The 23,605-nt window shown below is 58.4% G+C and carries 14 protein-coding genes and 2 pseudogenes; 13 read left to right on the forward strand and 3 right to left on the reverse strand.

All coding sequences use genetic code 11. The annotated features are described in order from the left end of the window. Positions 1-18 precede the first annotated feature (18 nt). A pseudogene (locus ACYZUM_RS14835) lies at positions 19-1,252 on the reverse strand (M20/M25/M40 family metallo-hydrolase). 142 nt (positions 1,253-1,394) lie between these two features. Next, positions 1,395-2,468 carry a diguanylate cyclase gene (locus ACYZUM_RS14840; protein ID WP_473061348.1) on the reverse strand — a complete coding sequence of 358 codons (1,074 nt, stop codon included), beginning with the start codon at positions 2,466-2,468 and terminating at the stop codon, positions 1,395-1,397. A 172-nt stretch (positions 2,469-2,640) separates the two neighbouring features. Between ACYZUM_RS14840 and ACYZUM_RS14845 the strand changes: the two genes are divergently transcribed. From ACYZUM_RS14845 to hglS, 6 genes are all read left to right on the forward strand, one after another. Next, positions 2,641-4,092 carry a flavin-containing monooxygenase gene (locus ACYZUM_RS14845; protein ID WP_108183112.1) on the forward strand — a complete coding sequence of 484 codons (1,452 nt, stop codon included), beginning with the start codon at positions 2,641-2,643 and terminating at the stop codon, positions 4,090-4,092. A gap of 21 nt (positions 4,093-4,113) precedes the next feature. Further along, complete coding sequence (locus ACYZUM_RS14850) at positions 4,114-5,040, forward strand: alpha/beta fold hydrolase (RefSeq protein ID WP_108183113.1); 927 nt, start codon at positions 4,114-4,116, stop codon at positions 5,038-5,040. 214 nt (positions 5,041-5,254) lie between these two features. Next, entirely contained in the window at positions 5,255-6,754 is a 1,500-nt protein-coding gene (glcD, locus tag ACYZUM_RS14855; RefSeq protein ID WP_108183114.1) for a glycolate oxidase subunit GlcD, read from the forward strand. Continuing rightward, positions 6,754-7,803, forward strand: a complete 1,050-nt coding sequence (glcE, locus tag ACYZUM_RS14860) for a glycolate oxidase subunit GlcE (RefSeq protein WP_108183115.1) — start codon at positions 6,754-6,756, stop codon at positions 7,801-7,803. The genes glcD and glcE overlap by 1 nt, the downstream gene beginning before the upstream one ends. Before the next feature lie 2 nt (positions 7,804-7,805). Then, positions 7,806-9,026 carry a glycolate oxidase subunit GlcF gene (gene glcF / locus ACYZUM_RS14865; protein ID WP_108183116.1) on the forward strand — a complete coding sequence of 407 codons (1,221 nt, stop codon included), beginning with the start codon at positions 7,806-7,808 and terminating at the stop codon, positions 9,024-9,026. 88 nt (positions 9,027-9,114) lie between these two features. Continuing rightward, on the forward strand, positions 9,115-10,494 hold the full coding sequence (hglS, locus tag ACYZUM_RS14870; RefSeq protein WP_108183117.1) for a 2-oxoadipate dioxygenase/decarboxylase HglS: 1,380 nt from the start codon (positions 9,115-9,117) through the stop codon (positions 10,492-10,494). A 95-nt stretch (positions 10,495-10,589) separates the two neighbouring features. Here the strand turns inward: hglS and ACYZUM_RS14875 are convergent, their stop codons facing one another. Beyond that, positions 10,590-11,267 (reverse strand): type 1 glutamine amidotransferase domain-containing protein, encoded by a 678-nt coding sequence (locus ACYZUM_RS14875; RefSeq protein ID WP_108183118.1) that lies wholly within the window; start codon positions 11,265-11,267, stop codon positions 10,590-10,592. Between the two features lie 407 nt (positions 11,268-11,674). Here ACYZUM_RS14875 and ACYZUM_RS14880 point away from each other — a divergent pair, with 407 nt between their 5' ends. The 7 genes and pseudogenes from ACYZUM_RS14880 to ACYZUM_RS14910 all read left to right on the forward strand — a co-directional run bounded on the left by ACYZUM_RS14880 (position 11,675) and on the right by ACYZUM_RS14910 (position 23,552). Then, positions 11,675-12,190: an Hcp family type VI secretion system effector gene (locus ACYZUM_RS14880; protein WP_003226246.1), complete on the forward strand. Its 516-nt coding sequence runs from the start codon at positions 11,675-11,677 to the stop codon at positions 12,188-12,190. A gap of 131 nt (positions 12,191-12,321) precedes the next feature. Next, positions 12,322-14,364 carry a type VI secretion system Vgr family protein gene (locus ACYZUM_RS14885; RefSeq protein ID WP_108183119.1) on the forward strand — a complete coding sequence of 681 codons (2,043 nt, stop codon included), beginning with the start codon at positions 12,322-12,324 and terminating at the stop codon, positions 14,362-14,364. Continuing rightward, positions 14,354-15,094 (forward strand): DUF4123 domain-containing protein, encoded by a 741-nt coding sequence (locus ACYZUM_RS14890; protein ID WP_108183120.1) that lies wholly within the window; start codon positions 14,354-14,356, stop codon positions 15,092-15,094. The genes ACYZUM_RS14885 and ACYZUM_RS14890 overlap by 11 nt, the downstream gene beginning before the upstream one ends. Then, positions 15,091-19,983: an RHS repeat-associated core domain-containing protein gene (locus ACYZUM_RS14895; protein WP_108183121.1), complete on the forward strand. Its 4,893-nt coding sequence runs from the start codon at positions 15,091-15,093 to the stop codon at positions 19,981-19,983. The genes ACYZUM_RS14890 and ACYZUM_RS14895 overlap by 4 nt, the downstream gene beginning before the upstream one ends. A gap of 8 nt (positions 19,984-19,991) precedes the next feature. Next, positions 19,992-20,438, forward strand: a complete 447-nt coding sequence (locus ACYZUM_RS14900; RefSeq protein WP_108183122.1) for an SMI1/KNR4 family protein — start codon at positions 19,992-19,994, stop codon at positions 20,436-20,438. A 223-nt stretch (positions 20,439-20,661) separates the two neighbouring features. Beyond that, a pseudogene (locus ACYZUM_RS14905) lies at positions 20,662-22,935 on the forward strand (RHS repeat-associated core domain-containing protein); the annotation flags it as partial. Beyond that, a complete protein-coding gene (locus ACYZUM_RS14910) occupies positions 22,932-23,552 on the forward strand; it encodes a hypothetical protein (RefSeq protein WP_086793116.1) in 621 nt (206 codons plus the stop codon). The pseudogene ACYZUM_RS14905 and the gene ACYZUM_RS14910, both read left to right, overlap by 4 nt. The last annotated feature ends 53 nt before the right edge of the window (positions 23,553-23,605 follow it).

Below are 23,605 nucleotides of genomic sequence, written 5' to 3' on the forward strand. Positions count from 1 at the left end.
CGCCTTCACGCGTGGCAACTATTTGCCCGCCAACTCCATGATCATCCGCGACAACAGATAAATCCGCGGCGTCACGCTCGCCACTTCGGCGTACTCCTCCGGCGTATGAATATTGCCGCCGACAATCCCGAAACCGTCCAGCGTCGGCGTGCCCACGCCGGCTGACAGGCTGGCATCCGCCGCACCACCACTGCCCTCTTCGGTCAGCTTGCGGCCGATCTCGCCGTAAATCCCTTGGGCCATCGCCATCAAGCGATCCGACTCCGCCGTTTGCGGCATCGGCGGCAAGCCGCGTTTGAGGCTGGTGGTGACTTCGGTTTCCGCGATCAGCTTGTCCTGCGAGACCCGCGCCAGGTCTTTCTCGATCCGGTCGAATTCTTCCGGCACGGCCGCGCGCACGTCAGCCTTGGCGGTGGCGTGATCGGGAATCACGTTGGTGCGGTCGCCGGCCTGGAGCACGGTGAAGTTGATCGTGGTTTTCTTCGCTTCGTCGCCGAGTTTGCCCAGTTGCAGAATCTGGTGCGCCGCTTCCATTGCTGCGTTGCGGCCCAGCTCCGGCGCAACGCCCGCATGCGCAGCCTTGCCCTTGACCTCGACCAGCGCCGTTGCGCTGCCTTTGCGCCACACCACCAGACCATCGGCCGGACGCCCCGCCGAGGTTGAGCGTCACGTCGTGGGCTTTGGCGGTTTTCTTGATCAGGTCGGTGGCGACGTCCGAGCCGGTTTCTTCGCTGGCATCGAGCAGGAAGGTGATTTGCGCGTAATCCTTGAAGTCGAGGTTCTTCAGGATCTTCAGCGCGTAGATCCCGGCGACGATGCCGCCCTTGTCGTCCATCACCCCCGGCCCGTAGGCGCGGCCGTCCTTGATGTGGAACGGGCGCTCGGCCGCGGAGCCTTCCTTGAACACCGTGTCCATGTGCGCCATCAAGAGGATTTTTGCCTTGCCGGTGCCTTTGAAGGTGGCCAGCACGTGGTTGGATTTTTCCGGGGTGTTGGGCACCAGTTCGATGGTGGCGCCAAGCTTTTTCAGCTCATCGATGGCGATCTCGCTGACTTGCTTCAGGCCCGGCTCATAGCCGGAACCGGAGTCGATGTTGACCAGCCGTTCCAGTAGTTTGAGGGCTTCGGGTTGATATTGCTCGGCATCCGTCAGCACTTGCTTGTGCGGTTCGGCAAAGGCACCGGCAGCGCTGAAGGCGAGGGAAAGGCCGAGGCTGGCGGCCAGCAGCGAGCGGGAAAATGAGAACGTCATGAATCGATCCTTGTTTCGCGTCGGGGGATTCAAACCGTACCTGACATCAACGCAAGGCTCTATAGCGGATGCGACACCTGAGCCGCCGACACCGAACACTTCCAGGAGCGAGCCGGCTCGCACAGGTGAATGGGGTGAGCAGTCAGACCGAATCGAGCAGTTCCTGCTTCGGCAGATCGTCATTGTTGCAGATCACCCGATTGCGCCCGGTTGCCTTGGCCTCGTACAGCGCCTGGTCCGCATCATTGAGCCAGCGGGTCGCGTCGCCATGCGCCGGATCATAAGCCGCCAGGCCAATGCTCAGGCTGACCTTGAGCGCCGGGTTCTGCTCGTAACCCAGGGTGGCGAAACGCTCGCGCAAGGCTTCCATGGCCTGCGCGGCATTGAACAGCGGCAGGTCGGGCAGAATCACGCAGAACTCATCGCCGCCGTAGCGCCCGGCAATATCCGCAGCGCGCAGGTTCTGCTTGAGCATTTTGCTCAATTGGCGCAGGGCGATGTCACCCGCCACATGCCCATACGTGTCATTGATCGACTTGAAGTGGTCGATATCGATCAACGCAATCGCCGCGCCCTGTTGCTGTCGACGGCAACGTTGAAACGCGATGTCCAGTTGATCCTTCCAGGCGCCGTGGTTGAGCAGACCGGTCAGGCTGTCGGTGCGACTCAGGGCCAGCAGTTCACGTTTGTGCAGGCCCAGCGTGTAGGCCTGGCGAAAGCAGATCCAGCCCAGCGCCAACGGGTACAACATCAACAACGGCAGGCAGGCATACAGCTGTAAAGGTGAGGTGGGCGGGATGAACGCCGGGGCGAACACCACCAGGCCGACGCCGATTCCAAGGACCTGCGCCGCCAGGCCCGCCGCGAGAAAACGTAATCCGCCGATGGCGACGTTATTCATCGCCATCATCGAAATGGTCGTGGCGCTGGGCAACGGATTGAACTGCATGGCGGCGACCCAGAAGCCGCCCATAAACGCGTCGATCAACAGATTGCGGTGTTCAGCATGGTAGGGAACGCTGGAGCGACGGGCCCATTGAAACGCCAGATGCGGCCAGACCAGGCCATTGAACAGCATCAGTGCCCAGACCCACGGCGGCGGGTCAAGCGGGTACATCGCCACGCCCACGCACAACAGCCCCAGCACCAGGCCGAGGGTTCGCGATGTATAAAGCCTCCTGGCCAGTGAAAGTCCCTTTCCCCCCTTGTTTCGCATAAGGGCCTCGACCACTCAACGGAACCTGCGCACACCGTCAGACCGATGTGCTGGGAGTCTATCAGCCAGCCGTTAAATAGCCATCACCGCCCAGCCGCCCGCTCCCAGTCAGCGAATTTTTAGCTATACCTGAAAGGATGAAAACGGGGAAACGACTATAAGAAGGAGCCCCATGCGGACCTACCAGGTGTTGATCATCGGCAGCGGATTTGGCGGCCAATGTACGGCGGTCAATTTGCTCAAGGCCGGCATTGACGATTTTCGCCTGCTGGAACGAAGGGCGTTCTTCGGTGGCACCTGGTGCCAGAACACCTATCCCGGCGCAGCGGTGGATGTGCCCTCACCGCTGTACTCGCTGTCCTTCGCGCCGTACCGCTGGACGCAGATGTTTGCCGCCCAGCCTGAACTGCACCGATACACCGAACACGTCATCGAACGCTTCGGCCTGCGCGAACGCGTGGAACTGCAAACCAACGTCGAACGCATTGAATGGGATGACGCCGCCAGGCAGTGGGCGGTGCACACTGACAAAGGGATGTTCTGCGCGCAGTTCGTGATCAACGCCTCCGGGCCATTGAGCCAACCGGTGATCCCGCCCTTCCCCGGTCTGGATCGCTTTCAGGGCAAGACTTTTCATACCAACAATTGGGATCACAGCTACGACTACCGCGGTAAACGCGTGGCCATCGTCGGCAGCGGCGCCAGTGCCGCACAGGTGATTCCGGCGATTGCCGCCGAAGTCGAGCAATTGCACGTGTTCCAGCGTACGCCACACTGGGTGCTGCCACGCGCCGATCGCACCTTCGGGCCTTTCCAGCGTTGGCTGCTGGGGGTGAAACCAGCTTACAAGCTGCTGCGCTGGCTGCTCTACTGGCAATTCGAAACGCGGGTCATCGCCTTCAAATATTCGAAACCGGCGATTCACCTGGTCCAGCGCCAGGCCCTGCGTTTTCTCAAGCAACAGGTGCCGGACCCGGTATTGCGCGCAAAACTCACCCCGGACTTCACCATTGGCTGCAAGCGCATTCTGCTGTCCAGCACCTATTACCCGGCGCTGACCCGGCCCAATGTCACGTTGCACAGCCGCGAACAAGGCATCGCCGCGCTCGATGAAACCGGCATCGTCACCCAGGATGGCCAGCACATCGATGTCGACCTGATTGTCTGGTCAACCGGCTACGACGCCACCGACGGCGTGGTCTCCTACCCGGTGACCGGCAGGCACGGCGTGCAACTCAAGGATGTCTGGGCGCAATACCCGCGCGCCTATCTGGGCACCAGCCTGCCGGACTTTCCCAACCTGTTTATCGTCACCGGGCCCAACACTGGCATCGGGCATACCTCGGCGCTGTTCATCATCGAGGCGCAGATGAACTACATCCTCGACTGCATCCACACCCTGCAGGCAAAAGGACTGCGCAGCATCGAAGTGCGCCCCGACGCGGAACGTACCTACACTGCAATGATCCACCGTGAGATGGAGCGCACGGTATGGAAGTCCGGCGGCTGTCACAGTTGGTATCAGAGCAAGAGCGGTCATGTGATCGCGATATTTCCGGGCTTCAGTTTCAGCTACTACCGGTTGACCCGGATGCTGAAACCGGCTGACCACATTCTGTCCTGAACACGTAAAAGGAAGACGTCGATGCTTGTGCTGTTTGTCGCTCTCGCGGTTTTCGTGGCCTGGAGCTGGTTGAGTTATCCGGCGATCGGCCATTGGCTGTATGACCTGAGCACGTCGCTCGAGGCCAGGATGTACAAGTTGCACAAGATCGAAGTGCCGATTGCCGAAATGACGGTCTCGACCTGGCAAGGTGGGCCCTATGAAGCCGCCAGCGCGATCCTGATGCTGCACGGCTACAGCGCCGAGAAAAACCTCTGGCTGCGCTTCGCCAGGCACTTTGTCCGCCAGTACCGAGTGATCATTCCGGACATCGCCGGCCACGGTGAAACCGGCTTCAAGGCCGGCGGCGGCTATGACATTGCGCTGCAGGCCAAGCGCATGATCCAGCTGCTCGACGTGTGCGGTGTGGAGAAAGTCCACGTGATCGGCAACTCGATGGGCGGCTACATCGCAGCGTGGCTGGCGGCAACCTACCCGGACCGGATTGCCTCAGTGGCACTGATCGACCCGGCCGGCGTCACCGCACCGCAGGCCAGCGACATGGAGCGCCATCTGGCCCGTGGACATAACCCGTTCCTGATCAACTCCCGGGAAGAATTCCGCCAGTTTTATGCGATGACCATGGCCTCGCCACCGTGGGTACCCGGGCTGGTGCTAGACGCCATCGCCCAGCGTTACCAACGCCAGCGTGATGAGTTGGAAGAGATCTTCCGCGACTTTCGCGCCAGCCCGCCGATGGAACCGAAACTGGCCGAAATCAAATGCCCGGCGCTGCTGTTGTGGGGGCGCAAGGACCGTTTGATCGACGTCAGCAGCGTGCCGGTGTGGAGCAAGGGCATCGTCAATCTGCGGGTCGAAGTGTGGGACGGTGTCGGACACATGCCGATGGTCGAACAACCGGGAAATACTGCGCGGTTGTATCGGGAGTTTCTGGGAAACCAGCGATGAGTCCCAACACTATCCTTGTAGTGAGGGGATTCATCCCCGATGGGCTGCGTAGCAGCCCCTGCCCAGAAAATGCGGTGTGTCTGATTCAGCTTAGTGCTGGAACTGGGGCTGCTCCGCAGCCCATCGGGGATGAATCCCCTCCCCACAATGAATTTCCTCACCACCTTAAGTCTTATTCATCCAAAGAATTAAGGTTGGCAGAAGGTTGTGTGAAATGAACATTCTCTACGACGAACGCCTCGACGGCCCGCTACCGGAAGTGAACAAGGCCGAGCTGCTAAAGACCCTGCAGCACGCCCTCCCGGACCTCGACCTTCTGTGGCGCGAAGACGAACTCAAGCCGTACGAATGCGATGGCCTGTCGGCCTATCGCACCACGCCGATGCTGGTGGCGCTGCCCCGGCGACTCGATCAGGTACAAACCCTGCTCAGACTTTGCCATCAACACCACGTGCCGGTGGTGGCCCGTGGCGCCGGCACCGGGTTGTCGGGCGGCGCGCTGCCGCTGAAAAGCGGCCTGTTGCTGGTGATGGCGCGGTTCAACAACATCCTGCACATCGACCCGGCGGCTCGCACCGCACGGGTTCAACCCGGGGTGCGCAACCTGGCGATATCCCAGGCGGCGGCGCCGTACGGCCTGTATTACGCGCCGGATCCGTCGTCGCAGATTGCCTGTTCGATCGGCGGCAACGTCGCGGAAAATGCCGGTGGCGTGCATTGCCTCAAGTACGGTCTGACCGTACACAACCTGCTGAAAATCGAGGCGCTGACCATCGAAGGCGAACGCCTGACGCTGGGCAGCGAGGCCCTCGATGCGCCGGGCTTCGATTTGCTGGCGCTGTTCACCGGCTCCGAAGGTTTGCTCGGGATCATCACCGAAGTCACGGTCAAACTGCTGCCCAGACCGCAGGTCGCCAAGGTGCTGCTGGGCAGCTTCGATTCGGTGGAAAAGGCAGGCCGCGCGGTGGCCGACATCATCGCTGCGGGGATTATTCCCGGCGGCCTGGAGATGATGGACAACCTGGCGATCCGCGCCGCCGAAGACTTCATCCACGCCGGTTACCCGGTCGCTGCCGAAGCGATTCTGTTGTGCGAACTCGATGGTGTCGAAGCCGATGTCCACGACGATTGCCTGCGGGTCCGCGAGGTCATGCTTCAGGCCGGCGCCAGCGAGGTGCGTCAGGCCCGCGATGAAGCCGAGCGCGTGCGCTTCTGGGCCGGACGCAAAAACGCCTTTCCGGCGATCGGCCGCTTGTCCCCGGACTACTACTGCATGGACGGCACCATCCCGCGCCGCGAGTTGCCCGGCGTGCTGCAAGGCATCGCCCGCCTCGGCGCCGAATACGGCTTGCGCGTGGCCAATGTGTTCCATGCCGGCGACGGCAACATGCACCCACTGATCCTGTTCGACGCCAACCAGCCCGGCGAACTGCAGCGCGCGGAGGCGTTGGGCGGGAAAATTCTCGAATTGTGCGTGCAGGTCGGCGGCAGCATCACCGGCGAACACGGCGTTGGACGCGAGAAAATCAATCAGATGTGTGCGCAATTCAACAGCGCAGAGCTGACCCTGTTCCACGCCGTCAAAGCCGCGTTCGACCCGCAAGGCCTGCTCAACCCCGGCAAGAACATCCCGACCCTGCACCGCTGCGCAGAATTCGGTGCGATGCACATTCATGCCGGACAACTGCCATTCCCCGAACTGGAGCGCTTTTGATGGCTGACGTCGACGCCAGCGGCGCCCTGCTGGATCAGGTCAATCAGGCCCGGGCCAACGCCACGCCGCTGAAAATCCAGGGTGGCAACAGCAAGGCGTTTCTGGGGCGCGAGGTGGCCGGTGAAGTGCTCGACACCCGCGCGCACTGCGGCATCGTCCGTTATGAACCGACCGAGCTGGTGGTCAGCGTGCGCGCCGGCACGCCGTTGCGCGAGTTGCTCGCGGCGCTCGACGCGGCCGGGCAGATGCTGCCGTGCGAGCCGCCGGCCTTCGGTGAAGGCGCCACGGTCGGCGGGATGATTGCCAGCGGACTGTCCGGGCCACGGCGGCCATGGTCAGGTTCGGTGCGCGATTTCGTCCTCGGCACCCGGGTCATCACTGGCCTCGGCGAACATTTGAGGTTCGGTGGCGAGGTGATGAAAAACGTTGCCGGCTACGACCTGTCACGCCTGCTGACCGGCAGTTTCGGCTGTCTCGGCGTGCTCACCGAGGTTTCGCTGAAAGTCCTGCCGAAACCGCGTCAATGCCTGAGCATCCGCCTCGATATCGACTGCACCCGAGCGCTGACCAGGCTGGCCGAATGGGGTCAGCAACCGTTGCCGATCAGCGGCGCCTGCCATGACGGGCAAAGCCTGTACCTGCGCCTGGAGGGCGGCGAAGGCTCGGTGACCGCCGCGCATCAACGACTCGGCGGCGAGCCGCTCGACTCGGTGTTCTGGCGCGATTTGAACGAGCAACGCCTGAGCTTTTTCGACGAAGGCCTGCCGCTGTGGCGCCTGTCGCTGCCGAACAATCTCGAGCCGCAAGACTTGCCCGGCCAGCAGTTGATCGACTGGGCCGGCGCGCAACGCTGGCTGAAATCCGATCACGAGCACATCCAGATTCTCGCCCAGGAACTCGGCGGCCATGCCACCTGCTTCACCCATGGCGCCTGCGACACACCGTTCCAGCCGCTGCCGCGCACGCTGATGCGTTATCACCGGCAACTCAAGACGCAACTCGACCCGCAAGGACTGTTCAACCCCGGCCGGATGTACGCGGAGTTCTAGCCATGCAAACCACCCTCAGCGAAGAGTCCCGACAACTGCCGCGTGCGGCCGAGGCGGAAAAAATCCTCCGTACCTGCGTGCATTGCGGTTTTTGCAACGCCACCTGCCCGACCTATCAGTTGCTCGGTGATGAGCTCGATGGGCCACGCGGACGCATCTATCTGATCAAACAAGTGCTCGAAGGGACGCCGGCCACCGAGCAGACTCAGTTGCATCTGGATCGCTGCCTGTCCTGCCGCAATTGCGAAACCACCTGCCCCTCCGGTGTTGACTATCACAACCTGTTGGATATCGGGCGGGCGGTGGTCGATCAGGCCGTGCCGCGACCTGCCGCCCAGCGCTTGTTGCGCGAGGGCTTGCGTGCACTGGCGCCGAATCCGGGCGTATTCAAGGGACTGCTGCGGGTAGGCACGACGTTCCGGCCGCTGTTACCGCGCATCCTCGAAAGCAAATTGCCGCAACGCGCCCCAGTGTCCGGCTCACGCCCCGCCCCATGCCATGCGCGGCGGGTGTTGCTGCTCGAAGGCTGCGTGCAACCGGGCCTGTCGCCGAACACCAATGATGCGACCGCGCGGGTGCTCGATCGACTAGGGATCAGCGTCACGCCGGTGGCTGAGGCCGGTTGCTGCGGCGCGCTGGACTATCACCTTGACGCCCAGGCCAAGGGCCTCGACCGCGCGCGGCAAAACATCGACGCGTGGTGGCCACAGCTGGAAAACGGCGCGGAAGCCATCGTGCAGACGGCCAGCGGTTGCGGCGCGTTCATCAAGGATTACGGGCATCTGCTGGCGCAGGATCCGCGCTACGCCGACAAGGCACGGCAGATCAGTGAGCGAACGCTGGATCTGGTGCAACTGCTCGCTCAGGAACCGCTGGAGCAAGTGTGCGCCGCCCGCCAGCGGCGGATCGCCGTGCATTGCCCCTGCACCCTGCAACATGCGCTGAAACTCGGCGGCGCAGTCGAGGCGCTGCTGACCCGCCTCGGGTTCAATCTCACACCCGTGCCGGACGGTCACCTGTGTTGCGGTTCGGCCGGCACATATTCGCTGACGCAACCGACCCTCGCCCGGCAATTGCGCGATAACCGCCTCAATGCACTGGAAAGCGGGCGCCCGGAGCTGATCGTCACGTCCAACGTCGGCTGCCAGAATCATCTGGCCGGCGCCGGACGCACGCAGGTTTTGCACTGGATCGAACTGGTGGATCAGTCGTTGGCAGAATGAAGTTCGTAGGATTCTTCGTTTGCCGCCGTCGGTGAAGGCTGCGATCTTTTCCTCCATCCTTTACGTGACCGTGGCAGGAATTTTTTTCATGACCGTGCAGCCTTTCGTCAGCCCCGACCTGATCCGTCAACGCTTCTCCAAAGCGATGTCCGACATGTACCGCGAAGAAGTGCCGTTGTACGGCGCGCTGATGGAGTTGGTGGAACAGACCAACCGTGAAGTGCTGGCCGCCCAGCCAGACCTCGCACGGCAGCTCGACAGCACCGGTGAAATCGAGCGCCTGGACATGGAGCGACACGGCGCGATCCGCGTCGGCACCGGCAAAGAGCTCGCGACCCTCGCGCGCCTGTTCGCGGTGATGGGCATGCAACCGGTGGGCTACTACGACCTGACCCCGGCGGGTGTGCCGGTGCACTCCACGGCGTTTCGCGCGGTGCATGAAGCGGCGCTGCAGGTCAGCCCGTTTCGGGTGTTCACTTCGTTGCTGCGTCTGGAGCTGATCGAAGATCCAGAGTTGCGCGGTTTTGCCGAATCGGTGTTGAACCGGCGTTCGATCTTCACCCCTGCGGCATTGCAGCTGATCGAGCGGGCGGAGTCAGCCGGTGGGCTGAATGAGGAGGACGCGGCGCAATTTGTCCTGCAGGCACTGGAAACCTTTCGCTGGCATCACAGCGCCACCGTCACCGCTGCGCAGTACCAGACCCTCAGCGCCCAGCACCGTCTGATCGCCGATGTGGTGGCGTTCAAAGGCCCGCACATCAATCACCTGACCCCACGCACCCTGGACATCGATATCGTCCAGGCGCAGATGCCGGTGCACGGCATAACCCCGAAAGCAGTGATCGAAGGCCCGCCACGCCGCAAGTGCCCGATCCTGTTGCGCCAGACCAGCTTCAAGGCGCTGGACGAGCCGATCGCTTTCACCGATCAGCACGAGACTCGCGGTAGCCACAGCGCGCGTTTCGGCGAAATCGAACAACGCGGTGCGGCGTTGACGCCCAAAGGCCGAGCGCTGTATGACCGCTTGCTGAATGCCGCGCGCGATGAACTGGGCGACTTTCCCAACGAAGGCAACGCCGCACGCTACAACACGCTGATGACCCGACACTTTGGCGAATTTCCGGACAACGTCGACGGCATGCGTGAACAGGAGCTGGCGTATTTTCGCTATTTCCCTACGGAAAAAGGCTTGGCGGCGGGTAGCCTTAAGTCGGCATCGCTGGAGGATTTGCTCCGTGAGGGTCATGTGAAAGCTGAACCGTTGGTGTACGAAGACTTTCTGCCGGTGAGTGCGGCGGGGATTTTTCAGTCGAACCTTGGGGACGCGGCGCAGACGCACTATGGCGAGCACTCGAACCGTCAGGCGTTCGAACAGGCGCTGGGGCGTGCGACCATTGATGAGCTGGGGTTGTATGCCGAGACGCAGCGGCGTTCGATTGAGGAGTGTCTGGCAGCGCTTTCGCGCTGAAAGATCAAAAGATCGCAGCCTGCAGCAGCTCCTACAGATGGAATGTGTTTCCCCCTGTAGGAGCTGCCGCAGGCTGCGATCTTTTGCTTTTGCTATTAGCGCAACCGCGACAACAGCGCGAACGCTGTCTCTTCCGACGACGCCGGATTCTGCCCGGTCAGCAGCAATCCGTCCTCACGGGTGTAGCTCGACCAGTCCGCGCCCTTGGAGAAAATCCCGCCTTTGGCCTTGAGCTCGTCCTCCACCAGAAACGGCACCACGTTGGTCAACTGCACCGCCTCTTCTTCGCTGTTGCTGAAACCAGTCACCTGCTTACCCTTGACCAATGGCTGACCGTCAGCGCCTTTGACATGGCGCAGCACCCCGGGCGCATGACACACCGCCGCCACGGGTTTGCCACTGTTGTAAAACGCTTCGATCAGCGCAATCGAATGGCGGTCTTCAGCCAGGTCCCACAACGGGCCGTGGCCGCCGGGATAGAACACGGCATCGAAATCCGCAGCCTTCACCGTGTCCAGTTTGACCGTAGAGGACAGTGCCGACTGGGCGGCAGAATCCTTGCGAAAGCGCTCGGTCGCGGCGGTCTGCGCATCGGGCTCGTCACTTTTCGGGTCCAGCGGTGGCTGGCCGCCCTTGGGCGAGGCCAGCGTCAGTTGCGCGCCGGCATCCTTGAACACGTAATACGGCGCGGCGAATTCTTCCAGCCAGAAGCCGGTTTTCTTGCCGGTATCACCCAGTTGATCGTGGGACGTTAAAACCATCAGGATTTTCATGTCGTTCTCACTCGCGGTGGGGAATGTTCAGACGCCTGCGGCGCAGTCGTGAGTGATTGACCGTCGCGCTGGGTGGATCGTTTCAAACGCTCGACGCTGGCACTTGGCCTTACTGCGCAACTTCTTGCGCACTTGTCCGGCAAAAAACGTGACTTATCGCGCTACAGCCCTTGATCGGAGAGGCTTACAGCCGAGTGCGCAACTTCTTGCGCAGTACTGCGCAAGAAGTTGCGCACTTTCCATCTCGATTCAATAAAAAACATCGACAAAACCGCAAACTACAGCCGCTTCACCCCCGGCTGCCGGGACCTTCGACAAACCTGGCACGCTCCTTGATAACAGTCAGGCACCCACCGGGCGATTTCGCCTCCCGGGCACCCTAAATTTATCCGCAAGGAGAGCACCCCATGGCAACACCAGCGTACATGTCGGTTACCGGCGAAAAACAAGGCCTGATCACTGCCGGCGCCTTCACCGCCGACTCCGTTGGCAACACCTACCAGGAAGGCCACGAAGACCAGGTCATGGTTCAGGCTTTCAGCCACGACGTGATCATCCCGCGTGACCCACAATCCGGTCAGCCAACCGGTCAGCGCGTTCACAAGCCAGTGATCATCACCAAGGTCTACGACAAGGCTTCGCCTCTGCTGCAAGCCGCTCTGACCTCCGGCGAGCGCATGAGCGAAATCGTTATCCAGTGGTACCGTACTTCTGCTCAAGGTACTCAAGAGCACTACTACACCACCAAACTGGAAGACGCGATCATCGTCGCCATCAACAACAAAATGCACAACTGCCAGGATCCAGGCAACTCGCACTTCACCCACCTGGAAGAAGTGCAGTTCACCTACCGCAAAATCACCTGGACCCACGAAGTATCCGGTACTTCGGGCTCCGATGACTGGCGTGCTCCAGTCGTTTAATTACGGCTGATCGTTACAAGCATCGACCAGCCCTGCTGGTCGATGTTGTTTACGCCCCTCCAGAATTTCGCGTGCGTTGAACCGCCTGGCGGTAGTCGACGAACGCCGCTGTACAGCACGAGGAACAAGGGATGTTCGCGCCGGCCAATGAAACCCACTTTGCCCTGACCATCGAAGGGCTCTCCGCCGATTTTCAGGTATTCACCCTGACCGGCCGGGAAGCCATCAGCCAGCCTTTTGTGTTCGAGGTGGAGCTGGTCAGTGAGCAGCCGTCGCTGGACCTCGAAACCCTGCTGCACAAACCGGCCTTCCTGCAGCTGTCGCCCGATGGCAGCGGCATTCACGGCCAGATCTATCGCGCCGCGCAAGGCGATTCCGGCAAGCGCCTGACCCGTTATTCGGTGACCCTGCGCCCGCAATTGTCGTACCTGGCCCATCGCGTCAATCAACGCATCTTCCAGAACCTCACAGTGCCGAAAATCATCGGCATGGTTCTCGAAGAGCACGGCATCCAGAGCAACGCCTACGAATTCAAGACCGGTTCGATCTATCCTGAGCGCATCTACTGCGTGCAATACGATGAATCGGACCTGCACTTCATCCAGCGCCTGTGCGAGGAAGAAGGTATTCACTACCACTTCCAGCACAGCGCCACGGCGCACAAGCTGGTGTTCGGCGATGACCAGACGGTGTTCCCGAAACTCCAGCCTGTGGCCTACCAGCAAGACTCCGGCATGGTCGCCAGCAATCCGGTGATCAAACGTTTCGACCTGCGCCTGGAAACCCGCACCAGCCGCACCACGCGCCGCGATTACGACTTCGAAAAACCGCGCCTGACCCTGGAAAGCGAAAACCGCGGCGACGCCCTGCCAGACCTCGAAGACTACGACTACCCGGGCCGGTTCATCGACCGCGAGCGCGGCAAGCACCTGGCCAAACGCGCCCTCGAACGCCACCGCAGCGACTTCCAGCTCGCCGAAGGCAAGAGCGATCAGCCGCTGCTGGTCAGCGGCCATTTCCTCGCCCTGACCGAGCACCCGAAAGCCAAGTGGAACGACCTGTGGCTGCTGACCGAAGTCCTGCACGAAGGCAAACAGCCGCAAGTGCTCGAAGAGTCGGTGACCAGCGACACCACCGCCCTCAAAGATGACTTCCATCAGGGCTATCGCAACCGCTTCCAGGCGACCCCGTGGGACGTGCCGAACCGCCCGCCCCTACGCCACCCGAAACCGCGCATCCTCGGCAGCCAGAGCGCCGTGGTCACCGGCCCCAAAGGTGAAGAGATTCACTGCGACGAGTACGGCCGGGTCAAAGTCCAGTTCCACTGGGACCGCGAAGGTCAGGCCGACGACAAGACCAGTTGCTGGCTGCGCGTCTCCAGCGCATGGGCCGGCGCCCAGTACGGCGGCATCGCCATCCCGCGCATCGGCATGGAAGTACTGGTCACCTTCCTTGAAGGCGATCCCGATCAACCGCTGATCAGCGGCTGCCTGTACCACAAGGAAAACACCGTCCCGTATGAGCTGCCGGCAAACAAGACCCGCAGCACCTTCAAGACCCTGAGTTCCATGGGCGGTGGCGGTTACAACGAACTGCGCATCGAAGACAAGAAAGGTCAGGAGCAGATCTTCCTCCACGCCCAGCGCGACTGGGACGAAAACATCGAGCACGACCAGAAAATCCGCGTCGGCAACGAACGCCACGACACCGTCGAGCAGAACAGCTACACGGAATTCAAAGCCGAGGAACACCACACCGTCTACGCCGACCGCAAAGTCGAAGCCCGCGCCAACGACCACCTGACCGTGGGCGTGAACCAGCACATCAAGATCGGCACCGGCCAGTTCATCGACGCTGGCCAGGAAATTCACCTCAGCAGCGGCATGAAAGTCGTGCTCGAAGCCGGCGCCGAACTGACCCTGGTCGGCGGCGGCAGCTTCATCAAGATCGACGCCGGCGGCGTGACCATGAGCGGCCCGGTGATCAACATGAACTCCGGCGGCAGCCCCGGCAGCGGCACCGGCGCCGCCCCGCTGATGCCCGGTGTGCTGAAACAGGCGGACGCCGACAAGGCCGGCCAGGTCCTGACCCCGGCCCAGATCAACACCCTCAAACGCAACGCGCCGTTCTGCGAAGAATGCGAAAAATGCAAGGCAGGTGCCTGTGCCATCTGATCGACTGACACCCAAAGACTGGCTGGCACAACAGCCGCTGCAGACTGGCGAGCGTTTGTACTTGATCATCAGCGCAGCGAGCGATGCCGAGCCGCTCAAGCCCTTCTATCAGCAAGATGCCGCACCACAACTGCAGCCTATTTGGAGTGGAACGCCTTACGCCGATTGGCTTCCCGTAATGCCGTATCTCGCCGAGATCAGCCCCAATGCCAGTTTTCTGCAATGGATTACTGAAACCGATGCCTTGGATTGGGGTTGGCTAGCGGTATCTACCTGCGCGCCGGAAACGGTGCTGGAGCATTTGCGCAGCCTGACTCAGGTAAAAATGCCGGACGCTACTGAAGTGTTTTTCAGGTTCTGGGATGGTCGACATTTTCATCCGATCATCGAAGGGTTAGGTGCTACGGCAGGTGAATTGCTGCCCGTGTTCCAACGCTACCTGATTAACGGACAGACTCTCGAAGTCGGCCGAAGAGCGGTACCTCCCGCAAAAGAGTGGCCCTGGTGGGAGATTCCCCAAACGCTATTGGATGCCCTCGCTAAAAAGGATCACACCACCGTCGTCGAGAACCTGATGCAGTGGCTATCGGAGGATTGTCCGGAGCTGTACTTCGAATTTCCCGAAGCCAACCTGCGTAGAAAGGTCGAGCGCTTCGTACGCCAAAACCCAAATACAGAAGAGATGGCAGAGCGTCTTGCCGCTGAGCTGACAAAGGAAGTCACGTCATGAATACCCCGATTGGTACATTGGTCCTGCGCGTGCTGGATGCCAAAACACCTGACGTGAGTCTGATTCTCAAAGACTTCAAAAACTGCCTGAGCGATTACAAGGACTGGGCTGACGGTTTCTGGACAGGCTGGGCGCTGGATGTCGACCAGACTTTCAAAGTCGGCAATGAAGTCAGCGTGACTAAACGCAAGACTAAAACCGGCGCCGTGGAAACCTATGCGACCTGCCCACTGGTGGGTGATTTCACACTGATCCATATGTTTGAGTCTGCGCGATTTGTCCCTATCGGCAATACTCCGGTGAAACTCGAGCCAGTGACCAAAGGCACCTTCTACGACGACGTTACCGGACCGGTTATCGAAACCATGATCGGTCCAAGCGGTATCAAGGTGGTTGAAGGCTGCAAGAAGGGTCAGACCTATCGCATCACATTCTTTCCCAATGTCTCGCAGAACGACGTCAAAGCGCTCTATGACTCCTATCAAGGCGTTATCGGCAAACTTGACAGCTGGCTGCAAAGCGAATGGTCGAGCAAGTTTCAGCCGCAATGGGCCAGCTACTCGGCGGCAGACCGTGCCGGGCGTTCGGTCATTTTGCTCAAACGGGCACTGGATGGTTTTGAGAAAGCTCTGCTTCGTCTGTGGGACGACATCAAAAGCCTGTTCGAGCTGCTCGCCAATCCGAGGAAAAATTACGAAAAACTGAAAAAGTACTTGTCGGACGTCGAGATCGACAAACTCTATGCAGCCTCCAAGGAGTCGATTGCTTCAGGGCTGTTGATCCTCAGCGACGAGCCGCTGATGTTCATCTACGTCTCCGCCATTGTTGCTTGGGTCGGCATGCTACCGCCGCAGGTGGTTGTCGACGTGATGACTGCCATCGCCTCGGAATTCCTGATCAACGTACTGGTGGGCATCTGCCTGACCGGTGGCGCCGGACTGGCCGTGAGAGCGGGCACCAAAGTCCTGTCCACCGTCAAATCGGGAGAAGCGGTCAAGTACCTTGAAGACCTTGCGTCTACTTTGATGACACTCAGCAACAAACACGCCCTGCCCGCCCACGCGGAAGTGTCGAAGCCCATCATCGCCAGCGCTAAGAATGTGCCGATGAAGCCCGCCAAAACCGCAGCGCTGAAAATCGATGAAGCCACCACCGAAGCGCCGAAAGCTGGCTCGCGGAAAGCTGAACCCAAAAGCCATGTAGAGGGGCTGCCGCCCAAAAAGCAACTGCCTAAAACTGCAGATACTCCGAAGCAGGAAGTCAAAGACGCCTCTTCGTTCCCGAGGGACAAGAAAAAGAACCAGTCCACTCTGCAACCTAAAGAAAAAGTCGACGACGTTCCTGATCAGTCCAAGACACCCGATGACAAAAGCGCGACCTGCGCGAAGAAGACCTGCACCAACGGCTGCCCGGTCTCGATGGTCACCGGTGAAGAGCTGCTAACCATTACCGACGGTGAACTCGGTGGCCTGCTGCCATTCAGTTGGACTCGACTCTACCGAACCAGCGCGGCTGAAATCGACTGCGGTCTAGGCTATGGCTGGAGTCACGCTCTCGCTCAAAGGGTGGACATCAATGGCGACGAGGTGGTGTGGACCGATCACGAAAACCGGGTCACCACATTTCCCCTGCCCAGCGTACAGCGTCCGGCAATCACCAATAGCCTTTCAGAAGCAGCCATCTTCCTTGGCGACGATCCGTCCGAGCTGGTACTGACTCAGGCCGGCGAAAAGCCGCTCTTCTATCACTTCCGCTTCAACAGTAAAGGCGCAACGCTGATCGCTATCAGCGACAACTACGACAACCGCCTGCATATCACCCGTGACATCCATGGTCGAATCAAGCGCGTGGATAACGGTGCTGGTCGTGCATTGCTTGTCCGGTACGACCGAAAGCACATTGTCGCCATCGACTATCAGCAATTCCTACCGGCGGACAATCTCGAAGACGCTTGGAACACCGTTCAGACGCTGACCACCTATGAATACGATATTCATCATCGGTTGGTGAAAGCCACAAACTCTCTCGGAGAGTCCGAGCGTTATGCCTACAACGAGCAAAACGTCATCCTTGAGCGACAACTCGCCGGGGGCGCAAGCTTCTATTGGGAGTGGGAAAAGGAAGGCAAGTCCGCACGTTGCATCCATCACTGGGCCAGCTTCTCTCAGATGGATGCGCGCTATGCGTGGGATGACAAAGGCAGCGTCACCGTTACCAACGCCGATGGCAGCGAAGAGGTATATAGCCACGATGACAAGGCGCGACTCGTCGCCAAAGTTGATCCGGATGGTGCCGAGCACTTAAAAGTCTATGACGACAAAGGCCGACTGATCGCCGATAAAGACCCAATGGGGGCAGTCACGGAGTATCAGTACAACGAAGCCGGCCGTTTGATCGCGGTGATCCCGCCAGAAGACGCGCCGACCACCTACGAGTACTACAAGGGCTTTGTCCGTGTGGTGAATCGTGGTACCGCCAAATGGATCTACTGGCGTAACGACCAGGGCGATATCACTGAACAAATCGACCCGGACGGCAACTCAACGCACTACACCTATGATCGCCAAGGACGCCTGTTGGAGATCCGCCATCCCGACGGCAGCCGCCACCAACTGGTCTGGAACAACCTCGGCCAATTGCTGGAGGAGTGCCTGCCGGACGGCGGCCAGCGCAAGTACCGCTACGATGCGCTCGGCAGACAAATCACCCGCCAGGCAGAAACCGGAGCAGTCACCCATTACCAATGGGATGCCGCCAATCGACTGGCACAGATCACGCTGCCGGGCGGCGCTACCCGTGCGTTCACTTACAACCCATACGGCCGCGTCACTGCAGAACGCGACGAACTGGGGCGCATCACTCGCTATGAATACGCCGACGACCTTCATCTGGTCAGCCGTCGTATCAATCCGGACGGCAGCCAACTGCGCTACCGCTACGACAACGCACGCCTGCTGCTCACCGACATCGAAAACGAACGCGGCGAACACTATCAACTCGATTACTACTCAAATGGGCTGATCCAGCAGGAAACCGGTTTCGACGGGCGCCGTACCGCCTATGAGTACGACCTCAACGGCAAACTGTTGAAGAAAACCGAGTTTGGTGACGACGGTAGTGAGCTGGTGACCGGGTATCAGCGCGATACCTCTGGCCGCTTGCTGGTCAAAACCCTCGCTGATGGCGAAGAAATCCATTACAGCTACGATGCTTTGGGTCGCCTGGTAAACGTCGACGACGGCCACTGGCCCCTCGCCTATGAGTACGACGTACAAGATCGTCTGATCACTGAGCACCAAGGTTGGGGCACCACGCGTTACGAGTACGACAACATTGGCCAACTGAGCCAATGCCGACTCCCTGATGGCAGTACACTCGATTATCGCCACCTCTCCGGTGGTCGGCTGAGCAGCATCGACCTCAACGGTTCGCGCCTGACTACGCACCAGTTCGACGCTGGCCGCGAGCAGCAGCGCCAACAAGGCGTACTGCTTAGCCAATATCAATACGATGAACAGGGAAGGCTTCAAGCACACACAGTAGGTCAGCAAGAGCGCAATCTGTTCCAGCGCCGCTACGCCTACGACGCCAACGGTAATCTGGCCGGCATCGATGACAGCCGCAAAGGAAACCGCAGCTACCACTACGACCCACTGGATCGTCTGGTCAGCGTTCGCGGCGCTATACCCGAAACATTCGCTCATGACCCGGCTGGCAACTTGCTCGGTCAAAACGATCTGCCGGCTGCGAACCTCGCCAACGTCAAAGGTAATCGCCTGCTTATGCAAGGCGATCGACATTACGACTATGACGCCTACGGTAATCTAAGCCGCGAACGTCGTGGGGCCGGACAGCAACTGGTCACCGAATACCGCTATGACTGCCAGCATCGTCTGATTGACGTCACCCTTCCCGGTGGCAGCACCGCAAGCTACAAGTACGACGCTTTTGGCCGCCGCATTGAGAAGACCGTTGATGGCCAAACCACAGAGTTTCTCTGGCAAGGTGAACGCCTGATCGCCGAAAGCGCTGAGAATCGCTATCGCACCTACATCTACGAACCAGGCAGCTTCCGCCCACTGGCGATGCTCGATGGTGAAGGTCCCCTGAAGGCGACGCCGTTCTATTACCAACTCGACCACCTCGGCACCCCTCAAGAGCTCACCGACTACAGCGGCGAAATCATGTGGTCGGCGAAATACCGTGCATATGGCAATCTGGCAACCCTGGACGTCGCAGAAATCGACAACCCACTGCGCTTCCAGGGTCAGTATTTCGATGCCGAGACAGGGTTACATTACAACCGGCACCGCTACTACAATCCGGGCACTGGACGGTTTTTGACGCCGGATCCGATCAAGCTTGCGGGTGGATTGAATAACTACCAGTACGTGCCAAATCCTACGGGGTGGGTGGATCCGCTGGGGTTGAACTGCGTCCCTGGAGAATGTCCCGATGAGGTGCCAGCTCCCGAAAAAGATGTTCGCAAATTTTCCAGCACCAAGTACAAACCAGAGGAGGTATTGGGTCGTAAGGTCTATAAAAATACTATGGACGTAGAGCCTGGGGTTCCTACTACAATTGACAAGAGCGTTGACCCTAGAATACGCAAAAAAATCGAAGAAGACGGATGGAGTAACCTGGACCTGATGAAAAACGGAAACGCTCCCATTGGTCCAGATGGGAAATACATCAACCTTCACCACGTTACAGGCGATGAGCCAGGGCCGATGGTGGAGTTAACCGGAACCGTACACAAGAAATACCATAAAGAACTTCATGGCACTATTGAAGACGGTGATAGCTTCAGGAATGACCCAAAGCTAGAATTACAGTATTCAAAATTTAGAAAAGCATATTGGAAAGAACGAGCCAAAGACTTTGAGTGAGGAAACCCATGCATAACTATCAAGATTTGATAACAAAGCTCGACAACTCCGACGAAGAAACTTTTTGGCTCGGCTCCGCCACTACTGAGCAAATTAAAAAGCTCGAAATCATTTTAGACTTAAAACTACCTGAAGATTTCGTTGATTTCTTGAGTGTATGCGGTGGCGGTGGAGCAGCAGGCTCAGAAATATGTGGAATTGAGAACAATGATGCGACCTTAGATAATGGCGGAACTGTAAATTACAGCACCGTGTACTGTCGATCAGAATTTGAACTACCTAGCAACTTCGCAGTGATTTACTTAAAGGATGACGAAGTTTGCTGGGTAATAGATTGTGGACCCACAGGAAACGGCCAGATCATTAGCTACGATCTGTTTAAGAAAAAACCGTCAAAAAAAATAGCAGATAACTTTTATTCATTCTTTAAAGAATACGTCGAACTTAGAACCTGACTTATTCAACCCTGAACTATCTGATAAGCGGCAAGGGGCATTCTACATTCGATTTTCTAGACGTGGTCTAGCCCCGAACAGATATCTGTATCTCGGTCTCCGAAGGTGGCATGTACATCAATCACCTTGCCGAGGCGTAGATTTTCTTATAATCCAGGCATTTGCATCAATCTAGCTCGTGAGCTCCTTGGTTCTAGACAGAAACTAATCAACATACATAGTCAGCCGCTATCAAATGGGCTAGAACAATCTCGGCCATTTGCTTGAGGAGCGCCTGCCGGACGGCGACCAACGCAAGTATCGCTACGACGCACTGGGTCGGCAGATTACCCGCCAGGAAGAATCCGGCGCCATCACCCACTACCAATGGGATGCGGCCAACCGCCTGGCACAAGTCACGCTGCCGGGCGGTGCAACACGTGCCTTCACCTACAACGCCTATGGCAACGTCACCGCCGAACGTGACGAACTCGGCCGCATCACTCGCTACGAATACGCCGACAACCTGCACCTGGTCAGCCGCCGCATCAATCCGGACGGCAGCCAACTGCGCTACCGCTACGACAACTCGCGTCTGCTGCTCACCGACATCGAAAACGAGCGCGGCGAGCATTACCAGCTCGATTACTACGCGAACGGCCTGATCCAGCAGGAAACCGGCTTCGACGGTCGCCGCACGGCCTACGAATACGACCTCAACGGCCAGTTGCTGAAGAAAACCGAATTCGGCGATGACGGCAGCGAACTCGTTACCGAGTATCAACGCGACGCCGCTGGCCGTCTGCTGGTAAAAACCCTCGCCGATGGCGAGGAGATTCACTACAGCTACGACGCCCTCGGTCGCCTCGTAAACGTCGACGACGGCCACTGGCCGCTCGCCTACAAGTACGACCTGCAAGACCGCCTCATCGAGGAACACCAAGGCTGGGGCACCCTGCGCTACGAGTACGACAGCGTTGGCCAGCTTAGCCACTGCCGCCTCCCGGATGGCAGCAAACTCGACTATCGCCACCTGTCCGGCGGACGCCTGAGCAGCATCGACCTCAACGGCTCACGTCTCACCGCTCACCAGTTCAGCGCCGGTCGTGAACAACAGCGCCAGCAAGGCCTGCTGCTCAGCCAATACCAGTACGACGAACAGGGTCGCCTGCAAGCGCACACAGTCGGCCAGCGAGACAAGAACCTGTTCCAGCGTCGCTACAACTACGACGCCAACGGCAACCTAGCCGGTATCGATGACAGCCGCAAAGGCAATCGCAGCTACCATTACGACCCACTCGACCGACTTATCAGCGTGCGCGGCGCCACACCGGAAAGCTTCGCCCACGACCCGGCTGGTAACCTGCTTGGACAGAACAACGAAGGCACCGCCAACCTCGCCAATGTCAAAGGCAACCGCCTGCTGATGCAGGGTGACCGCCATTACGACTACGATGCCTACGGCAACCTGATCCGCGAACGCCGTGGTACCGGCCAGAAACTCGTCACCGAATACCGCTACGACTGCCAGCACCGCCTAATCGGCGTAAGCCTGCCGGGTGGGAGCACCGCGTCCTACAAATACGACGCCTTCGGCCGACGCATCGAAAAAACCGTCGACGGCCAGATCACGGAGTTCCTGTGGCAAGGCGAACGACTGATCGCGGAAAGCGCCGAAAACCGCTACCGCAGCTACATCTACGAACCCGGTAGCTTCCGCCCACTGGCGATGCTCGATGGCGAAGGCCCACGTAAGGCCACGCCGTTTTACTACCAACTCGATCACCTCGGCACACCGCAGGAACTCACCGACTACAGTGGCGAGATCATGTGGTCGGCGAAATACCGCGCCTACGGTAACCTCGCTACGCTGGACGTCAGCGAGATTGATAACCCGCTGCGCTTCCAGGGTCAGTATTTCGATTCCGAGACGGGCCTACACTACAACCGGCATCGCTACTACAATCCGGGGACTGGACGGTTTTTGACGCCGGATCCGATCAAGCTTGCTGGGGGGTTGAATAATTACCTGTATGTCTCAAACCCCACAGGCTGGGTGGATCCTCTTGGGCTTAATCAGTGTCCGGGTAGCGGCAGATATTTAGACAAACCCGCAGAAGCTGATGGTTCTTTAAACATTGGTGCCGGTACAAATCCGATAGAGGGTTATTACAATATCGATATTGATCCTAAAGCTCCGGGAGTACACGCTGGGAATGCAACGGATTTGTCGGGTATAAAATCAGGATCACAAAGTCATATCAACATGGATAACCCTTACGGCTACGACCCTTTAAACCCAGAAATATTAAGGGTATTATCCGAAAATGGAAAAATCACTATTACAGGCAGCGCATTCGCAAACAAATACATAAAGAAATCACTAAAAAGAATAGATGAATTAGGGCTAAGAATAGTTTCACAAACCAAAGTCGATCCAAAAGGCTTTAAAACAATTGACGGCAACCAAATCGAATCAAAACAACTTGATCAGTTTGTAATCGAGAGAGCAAAATGAATTTCTCAGTTGACATTACAGAATCCTTTGGCGCTATCGATTTCGATAATGCCGGCGGAGTTATTTCACATATAAATATACCCCCGAACGAAAATATTCAAGATAAATTTCGACTCGAATTATTTAATTTTGTACTTAACTTAATAGACAAACCGGTAATTTCTTCAATAGAAAACCAGAATCCAAATTTTCTAGAAAAGATGGACGAGGACGGATTCCTGGTCATTAAGAAAGCTATTATCACATTTGAAAAAATAAAAGGTCACGAAAAATTAATACGCCTATTGAACCAGGAAAATGGCTACTTGACGCACGAGTCTTACGGCCCAAAACTAGAGAACAAAGATAAAATATACGACATCGGCGGAAGATCGTTTTCAACTCCTGAATTATTAATTAACCTCGCAATAATTTCACCAAAAAAAGTAACCCTCGACTTCAGCGCTTCAAACCACACCTATATACCCACATACGAAGAACTTCAGAAATCAGTAGAAATATTGAACTCACAAGCAAATCGCTCCCAACCTGAAATCCAGGGAGTATTCGATACTAACTTTAGCAATTCTCATATGATAAGCGACTTCGACGCAGGCTATCGAGTATACAAATTATAGAAAAGTAACGGACCGAGGCCATATGGAAGAGATTATCCAGGAGCTTTTGCACA

The sequence above is a fragment of the Pseudomonas sp. m6p genome (genome assembly GCF_055760375.1).